The sequence below is a fragment of the Legionella clemsonensis genome (genome assembly GCF_002240035.1).
Classification (GTDB): Bacteria; Pseudomonadota; Gammaproteobacteria; order Legionellales; family Legionellaceae; genus Tatlockia; species Tatlockia clemsonensis.
In genome coordinates this window covers 477,272-495,776 of record NZ_CP016397.1, presented here as the reverse complement: position 1 = coordinate 495,776, position 18,505 = coordinate 477,272, and the positions used below count along the sequence as shown (strand labels likewise).

Genomic DNA, 18,505 nt, shown 5'->3' with positions numbered 1-18,505 from the left:
GTAAGTTGCCTTAACCTAAGTATATATCATGCTTTTTAATGTGCTGCTATCGGTTGAAATTCTCACTGCTAATTAGGTAGTTTTACCCATGGAAAACACTAAAAATTAGTTGATACTATTTTGGGCAACCTATAAGCTCCAAAAGGAAATCCAATGCAATCTACAGGCACCATTACCTCCCTTCCAGTAGATATCATTTGCTATTTAGCCTTACAATATCTCGATTATAATTCTGCGTTAAATTTCTTTGCAGTGCTTATCCCCGAGTATTTTATTATTCAGCATCCCTTGACTACTAAAGGAAATAGAACAGAAACAATAACTACATTCATGCACTCTCCTTCTTGCAAGACGCTTACAGAAACCTGTAAAAAACTGAAGCCACCATTTAAAATTGTGGCCGGAAATAATACGAATTTTTATTTTTCTCCACGAGAAGGCTGGTTTATTTGGGGCGAGGAGGTCGAGCAACTTACAGGTGTGAAAGGCGATGGTCCTCAAAAACTAAATCTTTCTCTTAAAAGCAAAACTTCCCAATTATGGGAGGGCATTAAATTAACTATCAATGAGATTGTTAGTCGTAATTCAACAGCTTTTTTGTTGGCAAACGATGGCAAAGTTTATCAAAGCGGTAAAGATTTTTTTTTCAGGAATACCCAAACTATCTTCAATCTGAATCTTGTGCAAAAGCTCGTTGATGAGAAAATTATTAAACTGGCTTTAGGCTGGAATCATATTCTTGCTCTAACCAGCAATGGCGAAGTTTATAGTTGGGGGTATAATAATTTTAGCCAGCTAGGCTTAGGGCATCGAGCCCCTCAAAGCACACCACAATTAATTACAGCCCTTAATGAAAAAATTACTGATATTTTTGCTGGCGATTACCTATCTTTTTGTCTTTCGGCGGAGGGAAAGGTGTATGCGTTCGGCACGAACCAGTCTGGTCAATTAGGCTTGAAAAAAATTGGAGAGACCTCCTCTCCCAAACTCATTACTAATTTGCAGCACATAAAAATTACCTCTATTGTCAGCAAAAATACCCATACTCTATTCCTTAGCGAAGCAGGTGAGGTATTTAGCACGGGTTCAAGTTATAACGGCGCATTAGGGCTTGGTAAAATTCATCATACCAAAACCCCTCTTCGAATCGAGGCATTAAGTAATAAAATGATAAAAAAAATCGCAGCCGGTTCGTTTCATTCGTTGTGCATTGATGAAAAGGGAACTGTGTATTCCTTTGGTTCTAACACAAAAAAGCAGCTAGGTTTGCAAGCTCACCAATTACAAGGGCAAGATTCCCTCTTTGTGCCTCAACCAGTTAGTGATCTAGAAGGAGAAATCATTACTGCAGTTGCTGCAGGAGAGTGTCATACTGTATGCCTTACCCAAAAAGGAGAAGTTTATAGTTTTGGCGGTAATTCTGACCATCAATTAGGTCATTCTGAACTCGGTCCTAACAAAATTAATTTTTCTTTCAGTCCCTCTGTAAGCCAATCGGGATTAAAAAATCTTTAATGGGTAACGTTAATATAGGTAATAGAAATATAACGGCAGATTAAACGAGCAGGATGGGTCTTGATGATTGTATCTTGCACAAAATAATGTGGTTATAAGCAAAGAGAAGGACCTAAACATCAGGAATTATCTAAAGGAGATAGGGAAAAAGAAGGTCAAGATCTATCCTACAATTAGACATAATAGTATTTGCACGGTCACAATAAGATGTCCGGGAGACAACGATGTTTCGTGAATTAATCAACACACTATCGGTGTGGCAACTCTTTTTAATTAATCTGGTTGTGCTTCTTTCAGTTTCAGTATTAGCCACTTATATTGCTTCCCACTTTATCTCCAAAAAATCAGTCAACAAAGAATATTCACGTAGCACAGACAGTATTTTAAATATTATGGGTAGTGGGTATGGTGTTTTTTTAGGATTTGTTATCATCACTCTTTGGAATCATTATCTCTATGTACAAAAAAATGTTTATAAAGAAGCCGATGACATTAGCGTTGTGGTGCGCGATTTAAATGCAATTCCCGAAAAAGACAGGCGCCCCTTGGAGAATAGTTTAAAACAGTACTTACACTTATTAAGAACAGATGAATGGTCAATGATGCGCAAAGGCCAAGAAAGTGAACAAACGTGGAATGCCATGCGCACTATGCTGATAACTTTTCAACAATATACTCCTAAAACCCCCAAAGAAGTTTTATTTTATCGGCAGATTATGACTCACATGGATTCTTTTTTGCAAGGACGTCGCGATCGCCTTATTACCATACACAGTATTCTTAATGACGAACTGCGGACTGCATTAATTTTAGGAGCCATTGTTATTGTTTTTTTATCAAGTTTATTAAAGGCGCATGAAGGTGGTACCATGCGTATTGTAGCCAATTTTTGTTTAGCCCTCGTCATTGGCTTTAATTTAACCTTGGCATTAAGTTTTGATTACCCCTTTTCTGGCAGTATCGCTGTTAGTAAAGCACCTTTTTATGAAGGAATGCTCAAAAATTTCTAATTTAAATTCATTTCTTCAAAAACTTCTTTAGCCGCTAAAAGAGCATTTGTCGCTGCAGGGAAACCACAGTAAGCAATCATTTGAGTAATAATTTCCACAATCTCTTCTTTTGTTGCTCCACAATGAATTCCACAACGCACATGTACCTTTAATTGAGGAATTGCAAATCCCTGCACCGTAAGTGCTGCAATAGTCGCAAGTTCTCGAACTTTTTGATCCAGTGTACTTTCATGGGAATATAAATCGCCAAAAGGAAATTCAACGTTAACTTTTGCAAAAAAAGGCGCTACCTCTTCAATTTTTTTCAGGTATTCCTCTGTGAGCTCTTTTCCCAAATGATCTTGCATTTGCTTAAGCCCTTTTTCGTAACGATTCATGGTTATTTTTCCTTATTATAAATAGGTAACACTTAATGGCCCTGTACCAAGAAGCATGAAGAAAAAAGAAACGGCGGCAATGACATAATTTTTCTGAGCAGATGTTATATGACCTATTATGCCAATCGCTTTTGCTTCCTCCAGTAATTGTTGATCTTCGTCTGGAGCTGTCGCAGGTAATTGAATCGACTCTATTTTATGAGCACAGGTGTGGTGAGCATAGGCTCCAAGTAAAGAAAACAGTAAAGCCAGCGCCCCACCAATACGTCCAAAAATACCCAATAAAATAGAGATGCTGATTATAAGCATTAGGGTCAACATACTTACCGCTTGAAAGTTGGGGTATTTAGGATAAATTAATATTGCAGTTTGTTTTGCTGCAGGCCAATTTCGTACAAAATTGTAAAAAGCATAGATAAAAAATCCAGCAAAAACGACTCGCAAAACCAGCCAGGCAATCGCAGTTAACATAGTTCTCCTTAAATTACTTTATCCAAATCGATGGTGGAAAAAAGCTCCGGATTATCTCGATAATCAATGGGAACATCGATTAAGACAGGCACAGTTTTCTGTTCAGCTTCCTTTAACACTGGAACAATTTCATCGGGGCTTTGCAAGGCATAGCCCTCAGCCCCAAACGCTTTGGCAAAATGCACCAGATCGATTTTGCCAAAATCAACACCACTTCGGCGTTTATATTTCATCATTTCCTGTTCCATCACCATATTGTAACAACCATCTGTCCAAACAAAATGAATCAAGTGCAATTTTTCCCGTACCGCTGTTTCAAGTTCTTGTGCCGAGAATAGAAAACCACCGTCACCTGATATTGAAATTACTCTTTTACGCGGATAAACCAGTTTTGCCGCCATTGCCCAAGGCATCCCCACACCTAAAGTTTGTTGCCCATTACTGAACATAAGGTGATGCGGTTTATAAATGAGAAAGTAACGAGCCATCCACATGTACACTGTACCAATATCACAGGTAATCAGCGTCTCATCATCAACATATTGACGAAGTTCATAGATAAAGCGAAGCGGGTGTATAGGAAACTCTGTTTTATTTTTTCCCTCCGCAATTTTTTTATTTAAGGCGTCATGGTAAATTTTTGCATGAGACAAATCGCCACACACTTTATTTTTGGTCAGAGCCTCTTTAAGCAATAAAATATTTTCAGAAATTGATCCTAAAATCTCCAGCTGCGGTTGATAGGTATAACGTATTTCTGAAAAGGTAGCATCTAGATGAATGATTATTTTATTACTTTTGGGATTCCACACCTCAGGATCATATTCGACTGGATTAAATCCCACCGTTAACACAACATCAGCTTTATCAAGCAGCTTATCGGCTGGCTGATTACAAAAAAGCCCCACACGACCGGCAAAACAAGGGAATAACTCACGCGAAACAACACCCGCTCCTTGATAAGTGCTTATGGTTGCCATTTTAGTCTGACCAAGCAATGCTCGAATTGCCTCTGCATTTTTAGGATGACTTGCTTCCTCCCCTAAAAATAACACAGGTAGTTTTGCTTTAGTAAGAAGTTTAACCGCCTCATCGATGGTATTCCCACAAGCCATTGAGACCTCGATACATGCATGAGGCTTGATGACTGGACTATCTACTTCTTCGGCCAAAACATCCTGTGGAAAGCTTATAAAGCAGGCCCCTGCACGTGGATTTAACGCTTGTCTGAATGCCATCGCTATAATTTCAGGAATATTGGTGGCGCTCATCGCCTCCACACTGTATTTAGTGACGGCTTCCATTAACTTGGTGTTATTTGCCGCTTGATGTGATTTTTTAAAATGCATGGCGCGAGAAACATTACCACCAAGAGCGATTACCGGATCGCCTTCCGTCGTTGCAGTGAGTAACGCCGTTGCTAAATTGGCCACACCTGGCCCAGAGGTCACTAAGACCACTCCTGGCTTCTGCGTCAGGCGTCCATAAGCAGCAGCCATGAAAGCAGCATTTTGCTCGTGTCTACATAAAATAAGCTTAATTTTCGAATCCAGCAGACCATTAAAAATGGCATCAATTTTTGCACCAGGAAGACCAAAAATATACTCAACCCCATGGGCCTCGAGACATTTAATAACTAATTCTGCTCCATTCACGCTTAATTCCCTTTGATAGGCTTTTCTTCAGATTAGCACAAGATCCTTTCTCCTTCATTTTTCTATAATAAAAGGGAGCAAAACAAAAATTCTCTCACTTAAGCCCTATTCCTGTGAGGAGAAAAACAATATCTAAAAAATAATTTTTAGCAGAGTTGCTCTCCTGCCGACAAACTCCGATATTTTAAGTGCTTGAATAATGTCAATCTACACCTGCGATTTAAGTCCAAATTCATCACTGTTCTGAGGACATCGCAATTCTGCATCGGTTTTTATATGTTTCCTGAGTCGGAATAACCTAGGACTATTTGTCGGTTTAGTATCGTCTGCTTCCTGTGTATGCAAAATATTTTTTGACTCAAGAATTGGACTATGCTGCCTTTTGGGCAGACGTTTAGGAGAAGCAATGATGTCCTCATCAATATCGTTTTTTGCGCGATAAAGAACTACCGGAAATGCGGTATCAGACATTGATTTTGCAACACTAACGCCATGGATATCCAGTAGAATATGATAGAATAAATCTTTAGAAATGCGATGGGCTATGCGCGGTTTCCCTGGACTACTTGCATCATTAGGATCCAGGAAATAAACATAGCCACCGTTATCTAAATCCACACCAATGACTTTGATTATATGGGTATCTTCACCAGCGTCTTCTTTCTCTGCAAGCACAACATCATAAACAAGATATCCTTCTTCATCAAAAGAAGAAAATTCAAGCACTGGATTTGTAGTAAATTGTTTAATTAAATTATAATCAATTTCTGCAAGAAAATGATTTTCATACCTTCTGAATTCTTCGAGTAAAGGCTCTAGCCCTTTTGCTGGATGCCAACAAGAAGAAGCATAATGAAACTGCCAAATATGGTGAATCACTGCGCGCTCATAATAGGAAGCTAACTCACTGATTGACATTTCCTGCGGATTTATATTGCTATTTTTTTCTTTAAGTTCTCTATTAACGACTTCCTCAACATTGAAATTAAGTTGTCTACTGACATTCACTGCAGCTTCAAAAATAGCTTTATCCTGACGATTTAAAATAAAATAAGTAAAATCACTTTCTGTGTGGCATTCCAGGAATTCTTGAAGAAGCGCCGGTATAGTATCAGACTTGAACGAATAATTCTTCAATAGGAAGGCAGCAAAAATTTTGTCAATTGACATACTTGCAGCCGTCTCAGAAATTTCATTCTGTTCTAATTGCTCATTAAACCAGTCAAGAATGGCATTTTCTTCAAATTTAATCCTTTCTAAACGTTTACAAATTTTATGATAATCAGAAACAATTTTTTCAATTTTGCGCTGCTTTCCCTGAAAAAAAGGACCATAGTATTTATACTTAAAAGCGCCAAACCAACAAATTTTTTCTGCAGACTCAGGTCTTGGATCTTGATGTTCTGGCAAGCGAATTATCTTGCCATCCTTGGTATAAGTCAGGGAAAGAGTCTGTCCAGGAACATTCCGCTCAAGCTCCTTTATACCCGTAGTGTTAAGAGTATTTTGATAAAGTTTTCCTGCACGAAATTTAAGAATAACTTTTGTTTTTTCATTGACATAAAAAGACATGATTGCACCAAATTATTAAATATTAAATTAATTCCTCCTTGGCTAAAATTTCATCCTGTTAAAGTAATGATGGACATTGTATTTTTATAGCGATACATTTGCCATCTTTTCTAAAAATCTAAAAAGATGAGAGATAGTATCATAGAAAAAAAATAAGAGATAATATGGAATTTTTAATCCAGGCTTACGGCGTAATGATCAGCAATGCCACCAGGACAAGGGCAAAGAAAAACCTAAATACACTATAAAATAATAAAAATTTATAAATCTGTACTCCTATTTAGACAAACAGTTTAAAATGATGAACAACTCTTCACTACCATATTGTGGATAATGATTACTGTATTATTAGAGAAACCCATTTATTCTGAAAAATACTTCCCTAAAATGAATCCATATTGTATTAATAGATTCGTTTTATAAAAATAATTCGAGATGAAATTTAAACTCTATAATTGATCCCTAAGCGCAATATATTATAATTAAACTTTGAATTTACACCGTACACTACAGGGCCAGGTTTAAAAGAATCCGCAGGGGGTGCTACTGGCTACAGTATTCATACGCATGCTCCTCAAATCAACTACTATTTTTAATGATAAATTCTTGACAGCGCATAAAATAAACGAAATTAGATCTGAGTCTGTGATAAAATTGACTTTGGCTCAATTGCGAAATTTAAAGGAGCATTAAATAACAAGGAGAGTTTACAGGGAAATTATAAGGAGTAAGTTTTACATGAGGAATTTAGGAAAAATTACTGCTTGCGCCTTGTTATCGGCAACGGTAACAGCACATGCAGGTATCAACGCAACAACAGCACATAGTCGTGCAAATTGCGTTAACAATGAGTCAATCACTTGGTGGCTTGGCCACTCCTACGACTGGTGAGTTATCAGTATTCATAACGATAATAAAAGAAGAGCAACCCACCATATTGATACAGAATATGCTTACACTTGGCGTTAAGCGGCTGTTCATTGGGGTGAAGGGCCTCTTTGTAATAAAAACTGGTCTGTTTCAGGGCATCATTTCCTTATCGATGATGGCGGCGGTCGATTTCCTTTTGAATCAACTTATGTTGACGATTGTAGTATCTATGATGGTTGGTGGGATTATAATTAATAAGGATAAAACAAATGCTTAGGATGAAAAAATTTCCTATTTTAGTATTAGGAGTTTATGCTGGGTATGCTTTTTCTGCACCGCCCCTCTCTCAAGAGCAAATTAGAGAGCAAAACAAAGCCTACTTAAAAAAAATGGGTATTGAGATGCTTGATGGTGAAGTGAGAATCATTGATGCTAAAACACTAAAATCTCAAGCGAATGATGAGTTTTATGCCACTAGAATAAAGCAATATCTGTCTATGCATAAAGAGCAAGAAAAAAATGGATTTGTAAATGCCCCCTCACCTAGAGCAAAAGAGCTTTTGGAGTTTAGCAAAACCGCTGATTTTCAGTATGAGAAATATAAAAATGAATTATCACCTTCCAGTACACACATCCGCCATACTATTGCTGAACTAAAAATGGCCTACACCTTTGTTGGTGTACCTGCTTCTGTCACAGATAAAACAATAGGATTTGCTCCCTATGGCGCCTATAAACAAACTAAATATGGGGATGATGGAGACGGTTGGGATGGTGCTATACAATTTTTCCAAAAAAAGGATGTTGGCACATGCGAGTTTAAAGAACATAACATGAAACTTGCACACGGTGGAGTCGAATTAATTAAAGAGCTGGTTAGCGAGGACATTGCTGGGAAACCTACAATTGTATTGGTTAAGGGAAATGAACAAACTGGTTTTACCTATCAAATAAATTGGTATGACAACACCTATAGCAGGGAACTAACTTGCGCTGCAACCTCCTACCAACCTTCAACGAAGGATAAAGTCATATCACTTGCCAAATTGATTGAGTCTTCACAATAACCTGGGTTTTGCAACGGTTACTTAAACCTCAAAACTTGTATTTTTGGGGTTTAATCTTCATTAAGATGATTTGCTTTATCGGGAACTGTCCAATCAAATTGAACTACTCCACCTAGCACTATTTACGAGCTACAGCAGCGAGCTACAGCAGCGAGCTACAGGGTCACAGCGAGCTACAGGGTCCAGCGAGCTACAGGGTCAGATCTTGCCTTTTGTCTATCGCAGCGAGCTACAGGGTCAGATCTTGCCTTTTGTCTATCGCAGCGAGCTACAGGGTCAGATCTTGCCTTTTGTCTATCGGAGCAGTTTGGGGGTATTTTAGAAAAAGCAAAAAGCAAGATCTGACCCCGTGGTGATGCGTGGTGATGACCACTTTTTACAAAAAGGATTGAATTTGCTCTCCTGGATAAATAATAAACTGGTAACCTAAAGACGCTGCAATCCAAATCACTGCCGGACTTTCCTCAATGAGGTGTTTGGGATTTTACTCTATTTGTTCGTCGTTTATCGAGATTATCTCTTTCTCGCTCTATTCATTAATTCATCTATCAACTCATCTCTTATTCGAATACATAACAGCGTTCTCTTAAACATTCAACGTAATCGCATTTTCCCATTTAATATCTTTCGTTGAGACTAGCTCATCCGTGTTGATATGCACGCGACACTCATCAACTCTTAGATAATGGCCAAAATCATTAGTCACCATTTTGATTTTTAAGTTAAACTCGCATAGAGGAACAATATTCCCGTCCGTTTTACCGGTTACTTCTAATTGATTTTGGGCAAGGGTCTTCTCCAGATCCCACTCATGAGATAAAGAGTAAAGAGAACAACCATCACTACTCATTGTTAAGAATTGCTGCCCGTTATCATCACAATAAGTACAGCTAAAAATTTTAACTTGAACAGTAGCATAAGGCTCACCATTTAGCTTAGACCAATTGATATGTCCTTTAACAGAACCCCGCTCTAATCGTACGTTCTCATTGGCTTTTAAAACAATAGAGTTTGAAAACTCTTGCAAACAAATTGCCTCAAGAAATTGCCCACTAAAATTAAAGATTTTTCCAGCTTTGGATTTTGGATTCTCAACACTTCCGCCAGCAAAGCTTTCTAACGCTTGTTCAATTGCGGGGTCCCTCTCTAAGGAGTTTGACTGGGGATAAATTGTGGCGCCATAAATTGTCACTCCTTTACGCCTAAAATCCTTAATTGCATTTCCATCAGGCAATTTATCTTGTTGAGTTGTAATTTCTAAATCCATAAACACTTGTGTTTCTTTAAGCTGATCATCTGTGTACTCTATTTTACTTACTGGTAGCTGGCCTTCCGTGTGAAGTTTTGCCAATTCATAATGGCCTAATAACAAGCCATGCATATTTATAAAAAAACGACACAGACCTGAATTTGCAGATAAAGAAAATTCGGTTAATTTTCCAGAAGATGGAACATGTAAATCTCGTAAGACGCGATAGCGATTGTTATCTAACCACTCGTTAAAAGGAAAAATAGTTCCCTTTTGAGCAATCGAAATATTTTCTATTTTTTGTAAAGCCTTTATGATTTCATCAATAGTCATGAGATTACTTAATTGTAATTGCTCGATGAATTTATTGATTTCTACAAAATTTTTTGCATTTTTAAAAAAGCCATTACTTTTTTTATTAGATTTGATTAGCTCCCATTTTCTGAGAAGATTGTCAATTGCAGTAGTCATAATCATGAAGTTGTTGGTGTCATTATCAATGATGATATGTTATAAAAATTAACATATTATTAAATTTTCAATCATTCGTAGGGAGGTATTGATGTTTTTTAAACAGGACAAGCAAGTAAAACAGGTTGATACAGACTATCCTTATTGTCTTTTTATCCCAATCGTTGAACAAATTAGAGATCATAATAATATAAGAACCTGGAGTTTGGTAATGCAACCTAATGTGGCACGTAAGTTCTATTCTTCCATAGAATTATTAGAACAATGTGAGTCATCACGATTGGGGCGTAAGCGACTCTCCTGTTATAGGATTTTCCTAAGTGCTGCCGAGTATTCCCAATTACAAGCTACGCCTTCTAATGCTCAGATACGGATAGGTTTTTTATCCTTTCAAGTCGAGCGAATTCAGAGTTTAATTACAATTAATAAAGAAAATAAGGTCGAGTATGTTAATCCTTTCTGTTCAGGCATAAAAGAAGAAAAGACGGTAACCTTTGCTGCATAGTTATTTGTAAACTTAAATTCAAAGTCTTCGGTTCTCGGGGATCCTACCTCCGAAAATATTTCTTAATTTTCTCTTTAGCACAAGCTACGGCAGCACAGCTACAGAGTAGCTACAGCACATAGCTACAGGGTCAGATCTTGCCTTTTGCCTATCGAAGCAGTTGGGTCATTTTAGAGAAAGCAAAAAACAAGATCTGACCCCTTGGCTCGTGTGACCCCTTGGCTCGTGCATAAGCCCATATGCTGATATGGAATGGCGAAAATTTCGATTATAGATCTACCAAAACGTCAAAGCCCCCATAAGCCATGCGCTTACAGTCAAACAGACTGCCATATTTTTCACAGCTTTGTTGAATGCGAGGATCTGCCATTACTTTTTTGTTAACTGTATCTCGATGCTCTTTGGATTTGAAAACAATGTAAGAGAAAACGACTGTCTCCCCATTTTTGACTTTAGCAAGCTCAGGAAAAGAGATCATGTCATGGGCTTGTGTGTCTTCTGCAATGCACTCTCTGAAAGCAAGTGCACCATGTTCCATCCATATTTTACCAGCAGCTTCTGCCATACTGCGATATTCATTAATTTTATCTTTAGGGATGGGAAGCACAAATCCATCGATATAGCTCATTTTCTCTCTCCTTGGATATTAAAATAATATAACTCAATTATCTGCTAGTTTCCTTATGTGAACAACACTGAGGTAAAATGCTTGAACATTATCAATGTGTAAAATTATTTCATCGCTGCGTGAGTTTGATTAAATCTTCTTCACTTAAATCGGGAAAGGGTTTCATTTCCTCTATAATACGTTTCAAATCATTTTTTGAGTCTTTGTGATTACCTCCTGGAACCTTGCTTAATTCTTCAGAGGATAATTTATTTTGAGAGCGGTTCTTTTTACTCATGATATTGACATCCAGTATAGTAAGCCTTCTTAAAATATAGTCCAGTTAAAGTCAACTCTCAAATAACGCCTATGCTAATATGGTTATTATACAGGTACTCAAGGATACAGAGTTCATATGCCAAAATTGACAAAAAGTCTCCTTACCCATAAAAAGCCTGTACTTATCGACTTAGCGCTTCAAGGGGGTGGGGCCCATGGTGCCTACACATGGGGTGTTCTGGATAGACTACTTGAAGAACCGAAACTTCAAATTGAAGGAATTTCTGGCACATCGGCTGGCTCCATGAATGCGGCTGTTTTAGCCAGTGGCTATCTTAATAATGGTTCAGGGGGAGCGAGAGCAGCATTAGATGCTTTTTGGCAACGAATCGCCGAAGCATCAACGTTTAGCATTTTCCGCCGCAGTTTTTGGGATATCTTAACAGGCAGTTGGACGTTAGATAATTCCCCTTTATTTATAGGATTTGATTTAATATCACGTGTTTTCTCTCCCTACGATTTAAACCCTGCTGCACTTAATCCACTACAATCTATTCTTATGCAAAGTATTGACTTTGAAAGACTTACAAGTACTCCCATTAAACTTTTCATCACAGCTACTAATGTGAGAACAGGACAAGGAAGGGTATTTAAAAATAGTGAAATTACACCGGAAGTTTTACTCGCTTCTGCTTGTTTGCCTACTTTGTTTCAGGCAATTGAGATTGATGGAGAAGCATATTGGGATGGAGGATACACCGGAAATCCTACAATTACACCGCTTGTCAAAGAATGTCTATCAAGTGATACCATTTTAATCCAAATAAATCCTGTGGAACGAGTTGGTACGCCAAAAACTGCCCAGGAAATTCTTAATCGTCTTAACGAAGTTGCATTTAATGCCTCTTTAATGAAAGAATTACGCATGATTGCTGTCTTAAGACAAGTCGTTAATTCTGTTAAAGGTGAAGGTGCGCGATGGGCGAAAATGCGTATTCATCGGATCGCCAGTAATAAAATGGTAGAATTGGATTATTCTTCCAAGCTAAATGGAGAGTGGGCGTTTATTAGCATGTTAAAAGAGGAAGGTAGAGCTACAGCGGAAGAATTTTTAATAAAACAAGGTAACAACTTAAACAAACGGTCTAGTTTCAATTTAAATTCCCTTTTGTAAAATAAACAATAGTCAGATAATTTCGAAAGGAAAAAGAAGCTACGGGGCAGCCCTTGCTTTTTGCCTATCGAAGCAGTTGGGGATCATTTTAGGGAAAGCAAAAAGCAAGATCTGACCCCTTGGTTGAAAAGCAAGATCTGACCCCTTGGTTGCTTGGTTATGCTTGGTTCAATAGCAGAGGAATTTCCCCATTAACCCTAACAAAATAACTAAGATCTATCAGGGATGAGGTGATGGGTGAGTCTCCTGCGCAATCTCATCATCCTCACCATCTTCCCCTGTGGTTTCGTAGCCAGGAACACCATCATCTAACAAATCAACTTCATCCCCACCCTGGAATTGGTTCTGGTTAAATTCATTGGAAGAACCTTCCAATTCCAATTCATCGGAAAAATCCGATTCAGGTTGAATTAAGGTATCCACAGTTTCTTTCTCTTGCTCACTCATTTTCTTCATCTCATCGTCGTTGCTCTAAATTAATTATAGCTAGATGAAACTGCTTTTACCTTTAAGACTTCTAACTGTTTTAGTTTAACCGAAGGCATTAATCCCGGTTATATGGCGGCCTAACACAAGAGTATGAATATTATCAGTACCTTCGTAAGTAAAGACTGATTCCAGATTTAGCATGTGACGAATTATATGGTACTCAAGGCTAATACCGTTACCACCTAATAAATTGCGACACATGCGAGCAATCCTTAACGCTTCTCGACAAGCATTGCCTTTGGCAAGAGAAATCATGACAGGTGTTTCACGTTGCTGATCTTTTAAGCGCCCAATCTGCAGGTTAAGGCATTGCGCTTTGAGAATTTCCGTATACATTGTAGCTAAATCTTTTTGAATTAATTGAAAAGAGGCCAAGGGTTTGTCAAATTGTTTGCGTTCAAGTAAATAATCACGCGCAATGTCAAAACAAGCCATGGCAGCCCCCATTGCTCCCCAAGCAATCCCATAACGAGCCTGGCTTAAACAGCTTAATGCAGCACCCAGCCCCTTATCACTGGCAGGCAATAAATTTTCATCAGGAACAAATACATCTTCCAATACCAATTCCCCAGTAATTGAGGCACGGAGGGACATTTTTTGCTTAATTTCCGGACAACTAAATCCTTTAAAATCTTTCTCCACAATAAAACCACGAATACCAGCTTCAGTTTTAGCCCACACAATGGCAATATCAGCGATAGGAGCGTTAGTAATCCACATTTTAGTGCCATTCAACCGCCAACCGCCGTTTACCTTTTTGGCATTGGTGCGCATGCTGGCGGGATCTGAACCTGAATCGGGTTCAGTTAAGCCGAAGCAACCAATCCTTTCACCAGCCGCCATTGCCGGTAAAAAACGTTTTCTTTGTTCTTCATTGCCATAACGGAAGATGGGATACATACAAAGAGAACTTTGCACAGAAACAAAACTACGCAAACCGCTATCGCCCCGCTCCAGCTCCTGACATACCAAACCATAGGCGACATAAGAGGCTTCCGCTCCACCATATTCAGCCGGTAAGGTTAAACCTAACAGTCCCAAATCCGCTGATTTTTTGATCAATTGGCGAGGAAATTCGGCGCATTCAAAAGCCTCAGCCATTAAAGGTACAACATCTTGGCTTACAAAACGCGAAACGCTATCGCGAATCATCCGTTCATCATCGTGCAATTGCTCGTCAAGAAATAACAAATCGTCCACCTTCCTTCTCCCTTTTCATTGAATGCAATGCCAAAATGGCAGCAATAATTGAATCTCGGCCAGGTAATAAATACTGCCAGGCAGTTCCCAATGGAATAAAACAATCCTCACCAGTAATTCGTTTAATTTTTAGACGGTTTGGTGCGTGTTCCATTAATAGGGTCATTAACCCTTCACTCACTGAACCACTTCGACGCCCCTCATCCACAATTAAAACGCGCTTTGCCTTTGCTACTTCGCGAATTATAGCCTCTGTAGGTAAAGGGCTTAGCCAACGCAAATCCACAAGCTTCACATCCATGCCATGTTCTTCTTTTAAAACTTTGGCTGCCTGCCGTGATAAATAATAGCCATTGGCATAACTTAAAATAACTGTCTCGCCTTCACCATATATACCAACTTCACCAGCTTCAATGGTTTTATCAAGCGATGGATATTCAAAAAGCCAGCCATTATCCCCTGTCTCATGTAAATCTTTCGTCATGTACAATGCAATAGGTTCCAAGAAGACAATAACGCGACCTTCCTGATGTGCCAGTTTCATGCAAGTGCGAAGCATCATTGCAGCATCAGGCCCATTAGAAGGACAGGCAACCAACACCCCCGGCAAGTCACGAAGCACTGCAATGGAATTATCATTGTGGAAGTGTCCGCCAAACCCTTTTTGATAAGCCAAGGAAGCAATCCGTATCACCATGGGATTTTGGTATTGACCGTTAGAAAAAAAGGATAACGTGGATGCTTCACCGCGCAATTGATCCTCAGCATTATGCAAATAAGCCAGGAATTGAATTTCTGGAACGGGTAAAAATCCATTATGAGCCAAGCCAATGGCAGTTCCAAGGATGGTTGTTTCATCAAGGAGTGAGTCAAAGACCCTTCTCTGACCAAATCGCGACTGTAAATCCGCAGTCACACGATACACGCCCCCCTTTTTGCCTACATCTTCCCCAAATATTAGCATGTTGGGGTATTGCATCATTAAGTCTGTTAAGGCGAAATTTATATGTTGAGAAAGATTACGCTTCATACTGAGCTGATTGTAGCTATTACCAAACACTTGCTGGCGTCTTGCTTCATCAGGAGGCAAATAAGCACGTTTATTGCGTCCTTTTGGCAGTATGGAAGACATTACTTCATTAGCGCTACTCATTTTAGGGAGGCGAATAGCTTCTGTGGCTTTTGCTTCAATGAGGGCACGATTATCCTGATATAAATCCACGATAGCTTTTAAGCTCATCCATCCTTCACGATGTAGAATCGCAGCCGTATATAACAAGGGGTCATTCGCTTCCCGCTGTTCAATTTCTGCTTGAGTATTGTATTGTGACTCAATGTCAGAACCGGCATGTCCCAATAAACGCACACATTTCATGTGTAAAAAAACAGGTTGTTTTTTTATTCTGGCTACATATTCTGCTTGTTGAGCTTTCTCATAAGTATCAGCAATGTTCAAGCCATCACAACTAATATAATGCCACCCTGGTCGCTCTTTCACTGAGGATGCTATCCAGTTTTGCGGAGTTGGCACTGAAATTCCAATGCCGTTGTCTTCACAAATTAGAACTAAAGGCAAGGGATAGGGTTGTGTTGCAATCCAGGAACAGGCATTGAGGGTTGTCTGCGCACTGGCATGGTTAATTGAAGCATCGCCAAAAGAACATAAAATTACTGCATCAACTGGCAATTTACTATTAATTGCCAATTCTTTAGCTCGGGTAATGGATAATGCAGCACCTAGTGCTTTTGGTAAATGAGAAGCGATTGTTGACGTTTGAGGTGGAATGGTTAAAGGCACACTCCCAAAAACTTTATGACGTCCTCCTGCGATAGGTTCATCGGCAGCAGCCACCAAAGATAATAAAATATCGCTTACCCCGTCAACACTGGAAAGCTGTTTTGCACGCTGTAAGTAAAAGGCGCCACTTCGATAATGCAAAAAAGCCATATCGCTAGCTCTAAAAATCTTTCCAAATACTGCATTCCCTTCATGACCACTGCTACCAATAGTGTAATAAGACAATCCCTTTTCTTTTAATTGACGAGCAATGAGGTCCAATAAACGGGATTTAATTTGTGAATCGAATAATTCAATGGCGGTTTTTTTATCCATCCCCACATCGATAGGCATGGTTGCAGTACGAATGGCTGGAAAATCAGCTTTTTTTACCCGACTAATGAATTGTTCATCGACTACGCTGGCTCTATCTAGCATCTTAACACCCTGTCTTAGTATCACTCTCATCAGATTCATTAACTGGTGAGTGCGCATTTTGGTCTCCCCATATCGGGGGTGATATCCTTTCCAGTCACTTTAACTTTGAAGCTCGAATAGGCCATCATAAGACCTTTCTTGCTATGACCTGAACCCACATCTGTCGACAACTATCAAGTAATTGCTAGCTTTGCCGATACAGTGGGCATCAGTATAGTGAAATGCCCCAATACATGACAAGCAAATTAATGCAAAGGAAGTGATATGGCTATTGATATGCCAAATAATATGCCGGTGAGGCTTGAGCCTATGCAGGAGTTGAAGCTGACTAAACCCTCCACTGAGCTTTACGTAGGTCAAATATTAAAAACAGTGGTTGTCAAAGCTTTAAGTGAAAATCAAGTGTTAATTAATATAAATGGACAAAATATTAATGCTCGCACCTCGCACCATATTAATCCAGACGAATTACTGCAGGTAAAAGTAGTACAAACCGAGGGGGAAACCGTTCTACAAATCTTACGTAATCCACCAGAATTAAACCTGCTGCACAAGGCGCTCATGCAAACCTTGCCCAAACAGAGCTCACCTGCTTATTTATTAGCGAGCTTAAGTGGACTTAGTACTGTTTCTAATCTACCGCCCATGATTAGGCAACAAATTCAACATTTACTGACCACTTTTTCTCCTGTGGCTCAACTGCCACAGCAATTAGCTCAAGCCATAGGTTATAGCGGATTATTTTGGGAAAATACCTTGGTCCATTGGCGTAAAACAGACTCTAAAGAATTTTTAACACGAGATTTTAAAGGTCAGTGCATTAAATTGAGCGGATTACTTAATGAGCAGCCCCATATTTCCTCTGCAAAAGCGAGATTTAATGAACCAGAGAGCTTTCCTTTACTCAGTAATGTGCTACAACCACCGCGAAATTCAGCAGCAATTTCTTTTACAGGTGAACCTGTGGAACATATTTTAACACTGTTACGCGATCACACTATGCAAACATTGGCCCGTGTTGAAACCAATCAGCTACTGCATTTGCTTCACTCCCAAAATGAACCTTATCGTTTGCTACTCGAATTACCTCTCCATACGCTATCAGGCCTGGAACTCATCCCTTTGAAAATTGAAGAGCACCGTCAACAGCAAGCATTACAAGCAGGTAAATCAAGCTGGTCTATGAGTTTTGCCATTCATCTTAGTCATCTTGGGGATATACAAGCCAAAGTAAAATTACAAGACACTGCCCTTGAGGTGCAAATTAATGCAGATAAAAAAGAAACCGTGGCTTATTTAACGGAGCAACAGCAAACTTTCGCTAATTTACTGGAGTCGTTGGGATTAACCCTTACCTTATGGAATGTCGATGTAGGTTTACTGACTGAAGCAATAGATATGAGTCATCTCCATTTGTTGGACATGAACATATGAGTAAAGATAAAACCAAGGCCGTAGCCTTGCATTATGATGGCAAATCAGCTCCTAAAGTGACGGCAAAAGGCGAAGGATTCCTTGCAGAACATATAATTAAATTAGCCAAAGAACATAACATTCCCTTGCAACAAAACACGCCATTAACTGAACTTCTTGCTCAAGTGGAATTAAACAAGGAAATTCCGCGAAATCTATACCTTGCTGTCGCTCAATTACTGACGTTTCTTTATTACATGAATGAAAAAACACCTCAAGATTATTAGCAGCTCATGTGATGCAGTGTAGCTGCTTCATACTGGCAAATGTTGTTCAAATATTCTACAATTTAGCTACCAGAGCTAG

General features: G+C 39.0%; 18 protein-coding genes. 8 read left to right on the top strand and 10 right to left on the bottom strand.

All coding sequences use genetic code 11. From position 1 onward, the window contains the following. The first annotated feature begins 153 nt into the window (after positions 1 to 153). A complete protein-coding gene (locus clem_RS02100) occupies positions 154 to 1,515 on the top strand; it encodes an RCC1 domain-containing protein (protein ID WP_094090104.1) in 1,362 nt (453 codons plus the stop codon). Positions 1,516 to 1,739: 224 nt separating this feature from the next. Continuing rightward, a complete protein-coding gene (locus tag clem_RS02095; RefSeq protein WP_094090103.1) occupies positions 1,740 to 2,525 on the top strand; it encodes a bestrophin-like domain in 786 nt (261 codons plus the stop codon). Here the strand turns inward: clem_RS02095 and clem_RS02090 are convergent. The 4 genes from clem_RS02090 to clem_RS02075 form a co-directional block, all read right to left on the bottom strand. Next, complete coding sequence (locus clem_RS02090; protein ID WP_198333181.1) at positions 2,522 to 2,902, bottom strand: carboxymuconolactone decarboxylase family protein; 381 nt, start codon at positions 2,900 to 2,902, stop codon at positions 2,522 to 2,524. The two genes, clem_RS02095 and clem_RS02090, sit on opposite strands and share 4 nt — an antisense overlap. 15 nt (positions 2,903 to 2,917) lie before the next feature. Next, complete coding sequence (locus clem_RS02085) at positions 2,918 to 3,373, bottom strand: DoxX family membrane protein (RefSeq protein ID WP_094090101.1); 456 nt, start codon at positions 3,371 to 3,373, stop codon at positions 2,918 to 2,920. Positions 3,374 to 3,381: 8 nt separating this feature from the next. Beyond that, positions 3,382 to 5,028 (bottom strand): acetolactate synthase AlsS, encoded by a 1,647-nt coding sequence (gene alsS / locus clem_RS02080; RefSeq protein ID WP_094090100.1) that lies wholly within the window; start codon positions 5,026 to 5,028, stop codon positions 3,382 to 3,384. A gap of 207 nt (positions 5,029 to 5,235) precedes the next feature. Continuing rightward, positions 5,236 to 6,600, bottom strand: a complete 1,365-nt coding sequence (locus tag clem_RS02075; RefSeq protein WP_094090099.1) for a hypothetical protein — start codon at positions 6,598 to 6,600, stop codon at positions 5,236 to 5,238. A 738-nt stretch (positions 6,601 to 7,338) separates the two neighbouring features. On the opposite strand from clem_RS02075, the gene clem_RS15025 reads away from it, so the two are divergent. Both clem_RS15025 and clem_RS02065 read left to right on the top strand, forming a co-directional pair. Continuing rightward, positions 7,339 to 7,491 carry a hypothetical protein gene (locus clem_RS15025; protein ID WP_157698153.1) on the top strand — a complete coding sequence of 51 codons (153 nt, stop codon included), beginning with the start codon at positions 7,339 to 7,341 and terminating at the stop codon, positions 7,489 to 7,491. 248 nt (positions 7,492 to 7,739) lie between these two features. Beyond that, complete coding sequence (locus clem_RS02065; RefSeq protein ID WP_094090097.1) at positions 7,740 to 8,537, top strand: hypothetical protein; 798 nt, start codon at positions 7,740 to 7,742, stop codon at positions 8,535 to 8,537. 586 nt (positions 8,538 to 9,123) lie between these two features. On the opposite strand, the gene clem_RS02060 is transcribed toward clem_RS02065, so the two are convergent. Then, positions 9,124 to 10,257, bottom strand: coding sequence for a hypothetical protein (locus clem_RS02060; RefSeq protein ID WP_094090096.1), 1,134 nt, complete (start codon positions 10,255 to 10,257; stop codon positions 9,124 to 9,126). 91 nt (positions 10,258 to 10,348) lie between these two features. Between clem_RS02060 and clem_RS02055 the strand changes: the two genes are divergently transcribed. After that, positions 10,349 to 10,762, top strand: coding sequence for a hypothetical protein (locus tag clem_RS02055; protein ID WP_094090095.1), 414 nt, complete (start codon positions 10,349 to 10,351; stop codon positions 10,760 to 10,762). A gap of 268 nt (positions 10,763 to 11,030) precedes the next feature. Here the strand turns inward: clem_RS02055 and clem_RS02050 are convergent, their stop codons facing one another. Next, positions 11,031 to 11,390 carry a DUF1428 domain-containing protein gene (locus clem_RS02050; protein ID WP_094090094.1) on the bottom strand — a complete coding sequence of 120 codons (360 nt, stop codon included), beginning with the start codon at positions 11,388 to 11,390 and terminating at the stop codon, positions 11,031 to 11,033. Between the two features lie 109 nt (positions 11,391 to 11,499). Further along, positions 11,500 to 11,667 carry a hypothetical protein gene (locus clem_RS14730; RefSeq protein ID WP_157698152.1) on the bottom strand — a complete coding sequence of 56 codons (168 nt, stop codon included), beginning with the start codon at positions 11,665 to 11,667 and terminating at the stop codon, positions 11,500 to 11,502. 117 nt (positions 11,668 to 11,784) lie between these two features. Between clem_RS14730 and clem_RS02045 the strand changes: the two genes are divergently transcribed. Then, on the top strand, positions 11,785 to 12,822 hold the full coding sequence (locus tag clem_RS02045; RefSeq protein WP_094090093.1) for a patatin-like phospholipase family protein: 1,038 nt from the start codon (positions 11,785 to 11,787) through the stop codon (positions 12,820 to 12,822). 219 nt (positions 12,823 to 13,041) lie between these two features. Here clem_RS02045 and clem_RS02040 read toward each other — a convergent pair whose 3' ends face one another. From clem_RS02040 to clem_RS02030, 3 genes are all read right to left on the bottom strand, one after another. Further along, positions 13,042 to 13,269, bottom strand: a complete 228-nt coding sequence (locus clem_RS02040; protein WP_094090092.1) for a hypothetical protein — start codon at positions 13,267 to 13,269, stop codon at positions 13,042 to 13,044. Positions 13,270 to 13,353: 84 nt separating this feature from the next. Next, on the bottom strand, positions 13,354 to 14,511 hold the full coding sequence (locus tag clem_RS02035) for an acyl-CoA dehydrogenase family protein (protein WP_094090091.1): 1,158 nt from the start codon (positions 14,509 to 14,511) through the stop codon (positions 13,354 to 13,356). Continuing rightward, entirely contained in the window at positions 14,489 to 16,726 is a 2,238-nt protein-coding gene (locus tag clem_RS02030; protein WP_094090090.1) for a thiamine pyrophosphate-dependent enzyme, read from the bottom strand. Before clem_RS02030 ends, clem_RS02035 begins: the two co-directional genes overlap by 23 nt. Positions 16,727 to 16,990: 264 nt before the next feature. On the opposite strand from clem_RS02030, the gene fliK reads away from it, so the two are divergent. Both fliK and clem_RS02020 read left to right on the top strand, forming a co-directional pair. Next, the gene (gene fliK, locus clem_RS02025) at positions 16,991 to 18,160 is read left to right on the top strand and encodes a flagellar hook-length control protein FliK (RefSeq protein WP_094090089.1); all 1,170 of its coding nucleotides are present in this window, start codon (positions 16,991 to 16,993) and stop codon (positions 18,158 to 18,160) included. Continuing rightward, a complete protein-coding gene (locus tag clem_RS02020) occupies positions 18,157 to 18,426 on the top strand; it encodes an EscU/YscU/HrcU family type III secretion system export apparatus switch protein (protein ID WP_094090088.1) in 270 nt (89 codons plus the stop codon). Before fliK ends, clem_RS02020 begins: the two co-directional genes overlap by 4 nt. Positions 18,427 to 18,505 lie beyond the last annotated feature (79 nt).

Bases quoted from the DNA above. Each gene is read 5' to 3' on its own strand.
- clem_RS02100 (WP_094090104.1), top strand. From the start codon at position 154: ATGCAATCTACAGGCACCATTACCTCCCTTCCAGTAGATATCATTTGC.
- clem_RS02095 (WP_094090103.1), top strand. From the start codon at position 1,740: ATGTTTCGTGAATTAATCAACACACTATCGGTGTGGCAACTCTTTTTA.
- clem_RS02090 (WP_198333181.1), bottom strand. From the start codon at position 2,902: ATGAATCGTTACGAAAAAGGGCTTAAGCAAATGCAAGATCATTTGGGA.
- clem_RS02085 (WP_094090101.1), bottom strand. From the start codon at position 3,373: ATGTTAACTGCGATTGCCTGGCTGGTTTTGCGAGTCGTTTTTGCTGGA.
- clem_RS02075 (WP_094090099.1), bottom strand. From the start codon at position 6,600: ATGTCTTTTTATGTCAATGAAAAAACAAAAGTTATTCTTAAATTTCGT.
- clem_RS15025 (WP_157698153.1), top strand. From the start codon at position 7,339: ATGAGGAATTTAGGAAAAATTACTGCTTGCGCCTTGTTATCGGCAACG.
- clem_RS02065 (WP_094090097.1), top strand. From the start codon at position 7,740: ATGCTTAGGATGAAAAAATTTCCTATTTTAGTATTAGGAGTTTATGCT.
- clem_RS02060 (WP_094090096.1), bottom strand. From the start codon at position 10,257: ATGACTACTGCAATTGACAATCTTCTCAGAAAATGGGAGCTAATCAAA.
- clem_RS02055 (WP_094090095.1), top strand. From the start codon at position 10,349: ATGTTTTTTAAACAGGACAAGCAAGTAAAACAGGTTGATACAGACTAT.
- clem_RS02050 (WP_094090094.1), bottom strand. From the start codon at position 11,390: ATGAGCTATATCGATGGATTTGTGCTTCCCATCCCTAAAGATAAAATT.
- clem_RS14730 (WP_157698152.1), bottom strand. From the start codon at position 11,667: ATGAGTAAAAAGAACCGCTCTCAAAATAAATTATCCTCTGAAGAATTA.
- clem_RS02045 (WP_094090093.1), top strand. From the start codon at position 11,785: ATGCCAAAATTGACAAAAAGTCTCCTTACCCATAAAAAGCCTGTACTT.
- clem_RS02040 (WP_094090092.1), bottom strand. From the start codon at position 13,269: ATGAGTGAGCAAGAGAAAGAAACTGTGGATACCTTAATTCAACCTGAA.
- clem_RS02030 (WP_094090090.1), bottom strand. From the start codon at position 16,726: ATGCTAGATAGAGCCAGCGTAGTCGATGAACAATTCATTAGTCGGGTA.
- fliK (WP_094090089.1), top strand. From the start codon at position 16,991: ATGGCTATTGATATGCCAAATAATATGCCGGTGAGGCTTGAGCCTATG.
- clem_RS02020 (WP_094090088.1), top strand. From the start codon at position 18,157: ATGAGTAAAGATAAAACCAAGGCCGTAGCCTTGCATTATGATGGCAAA.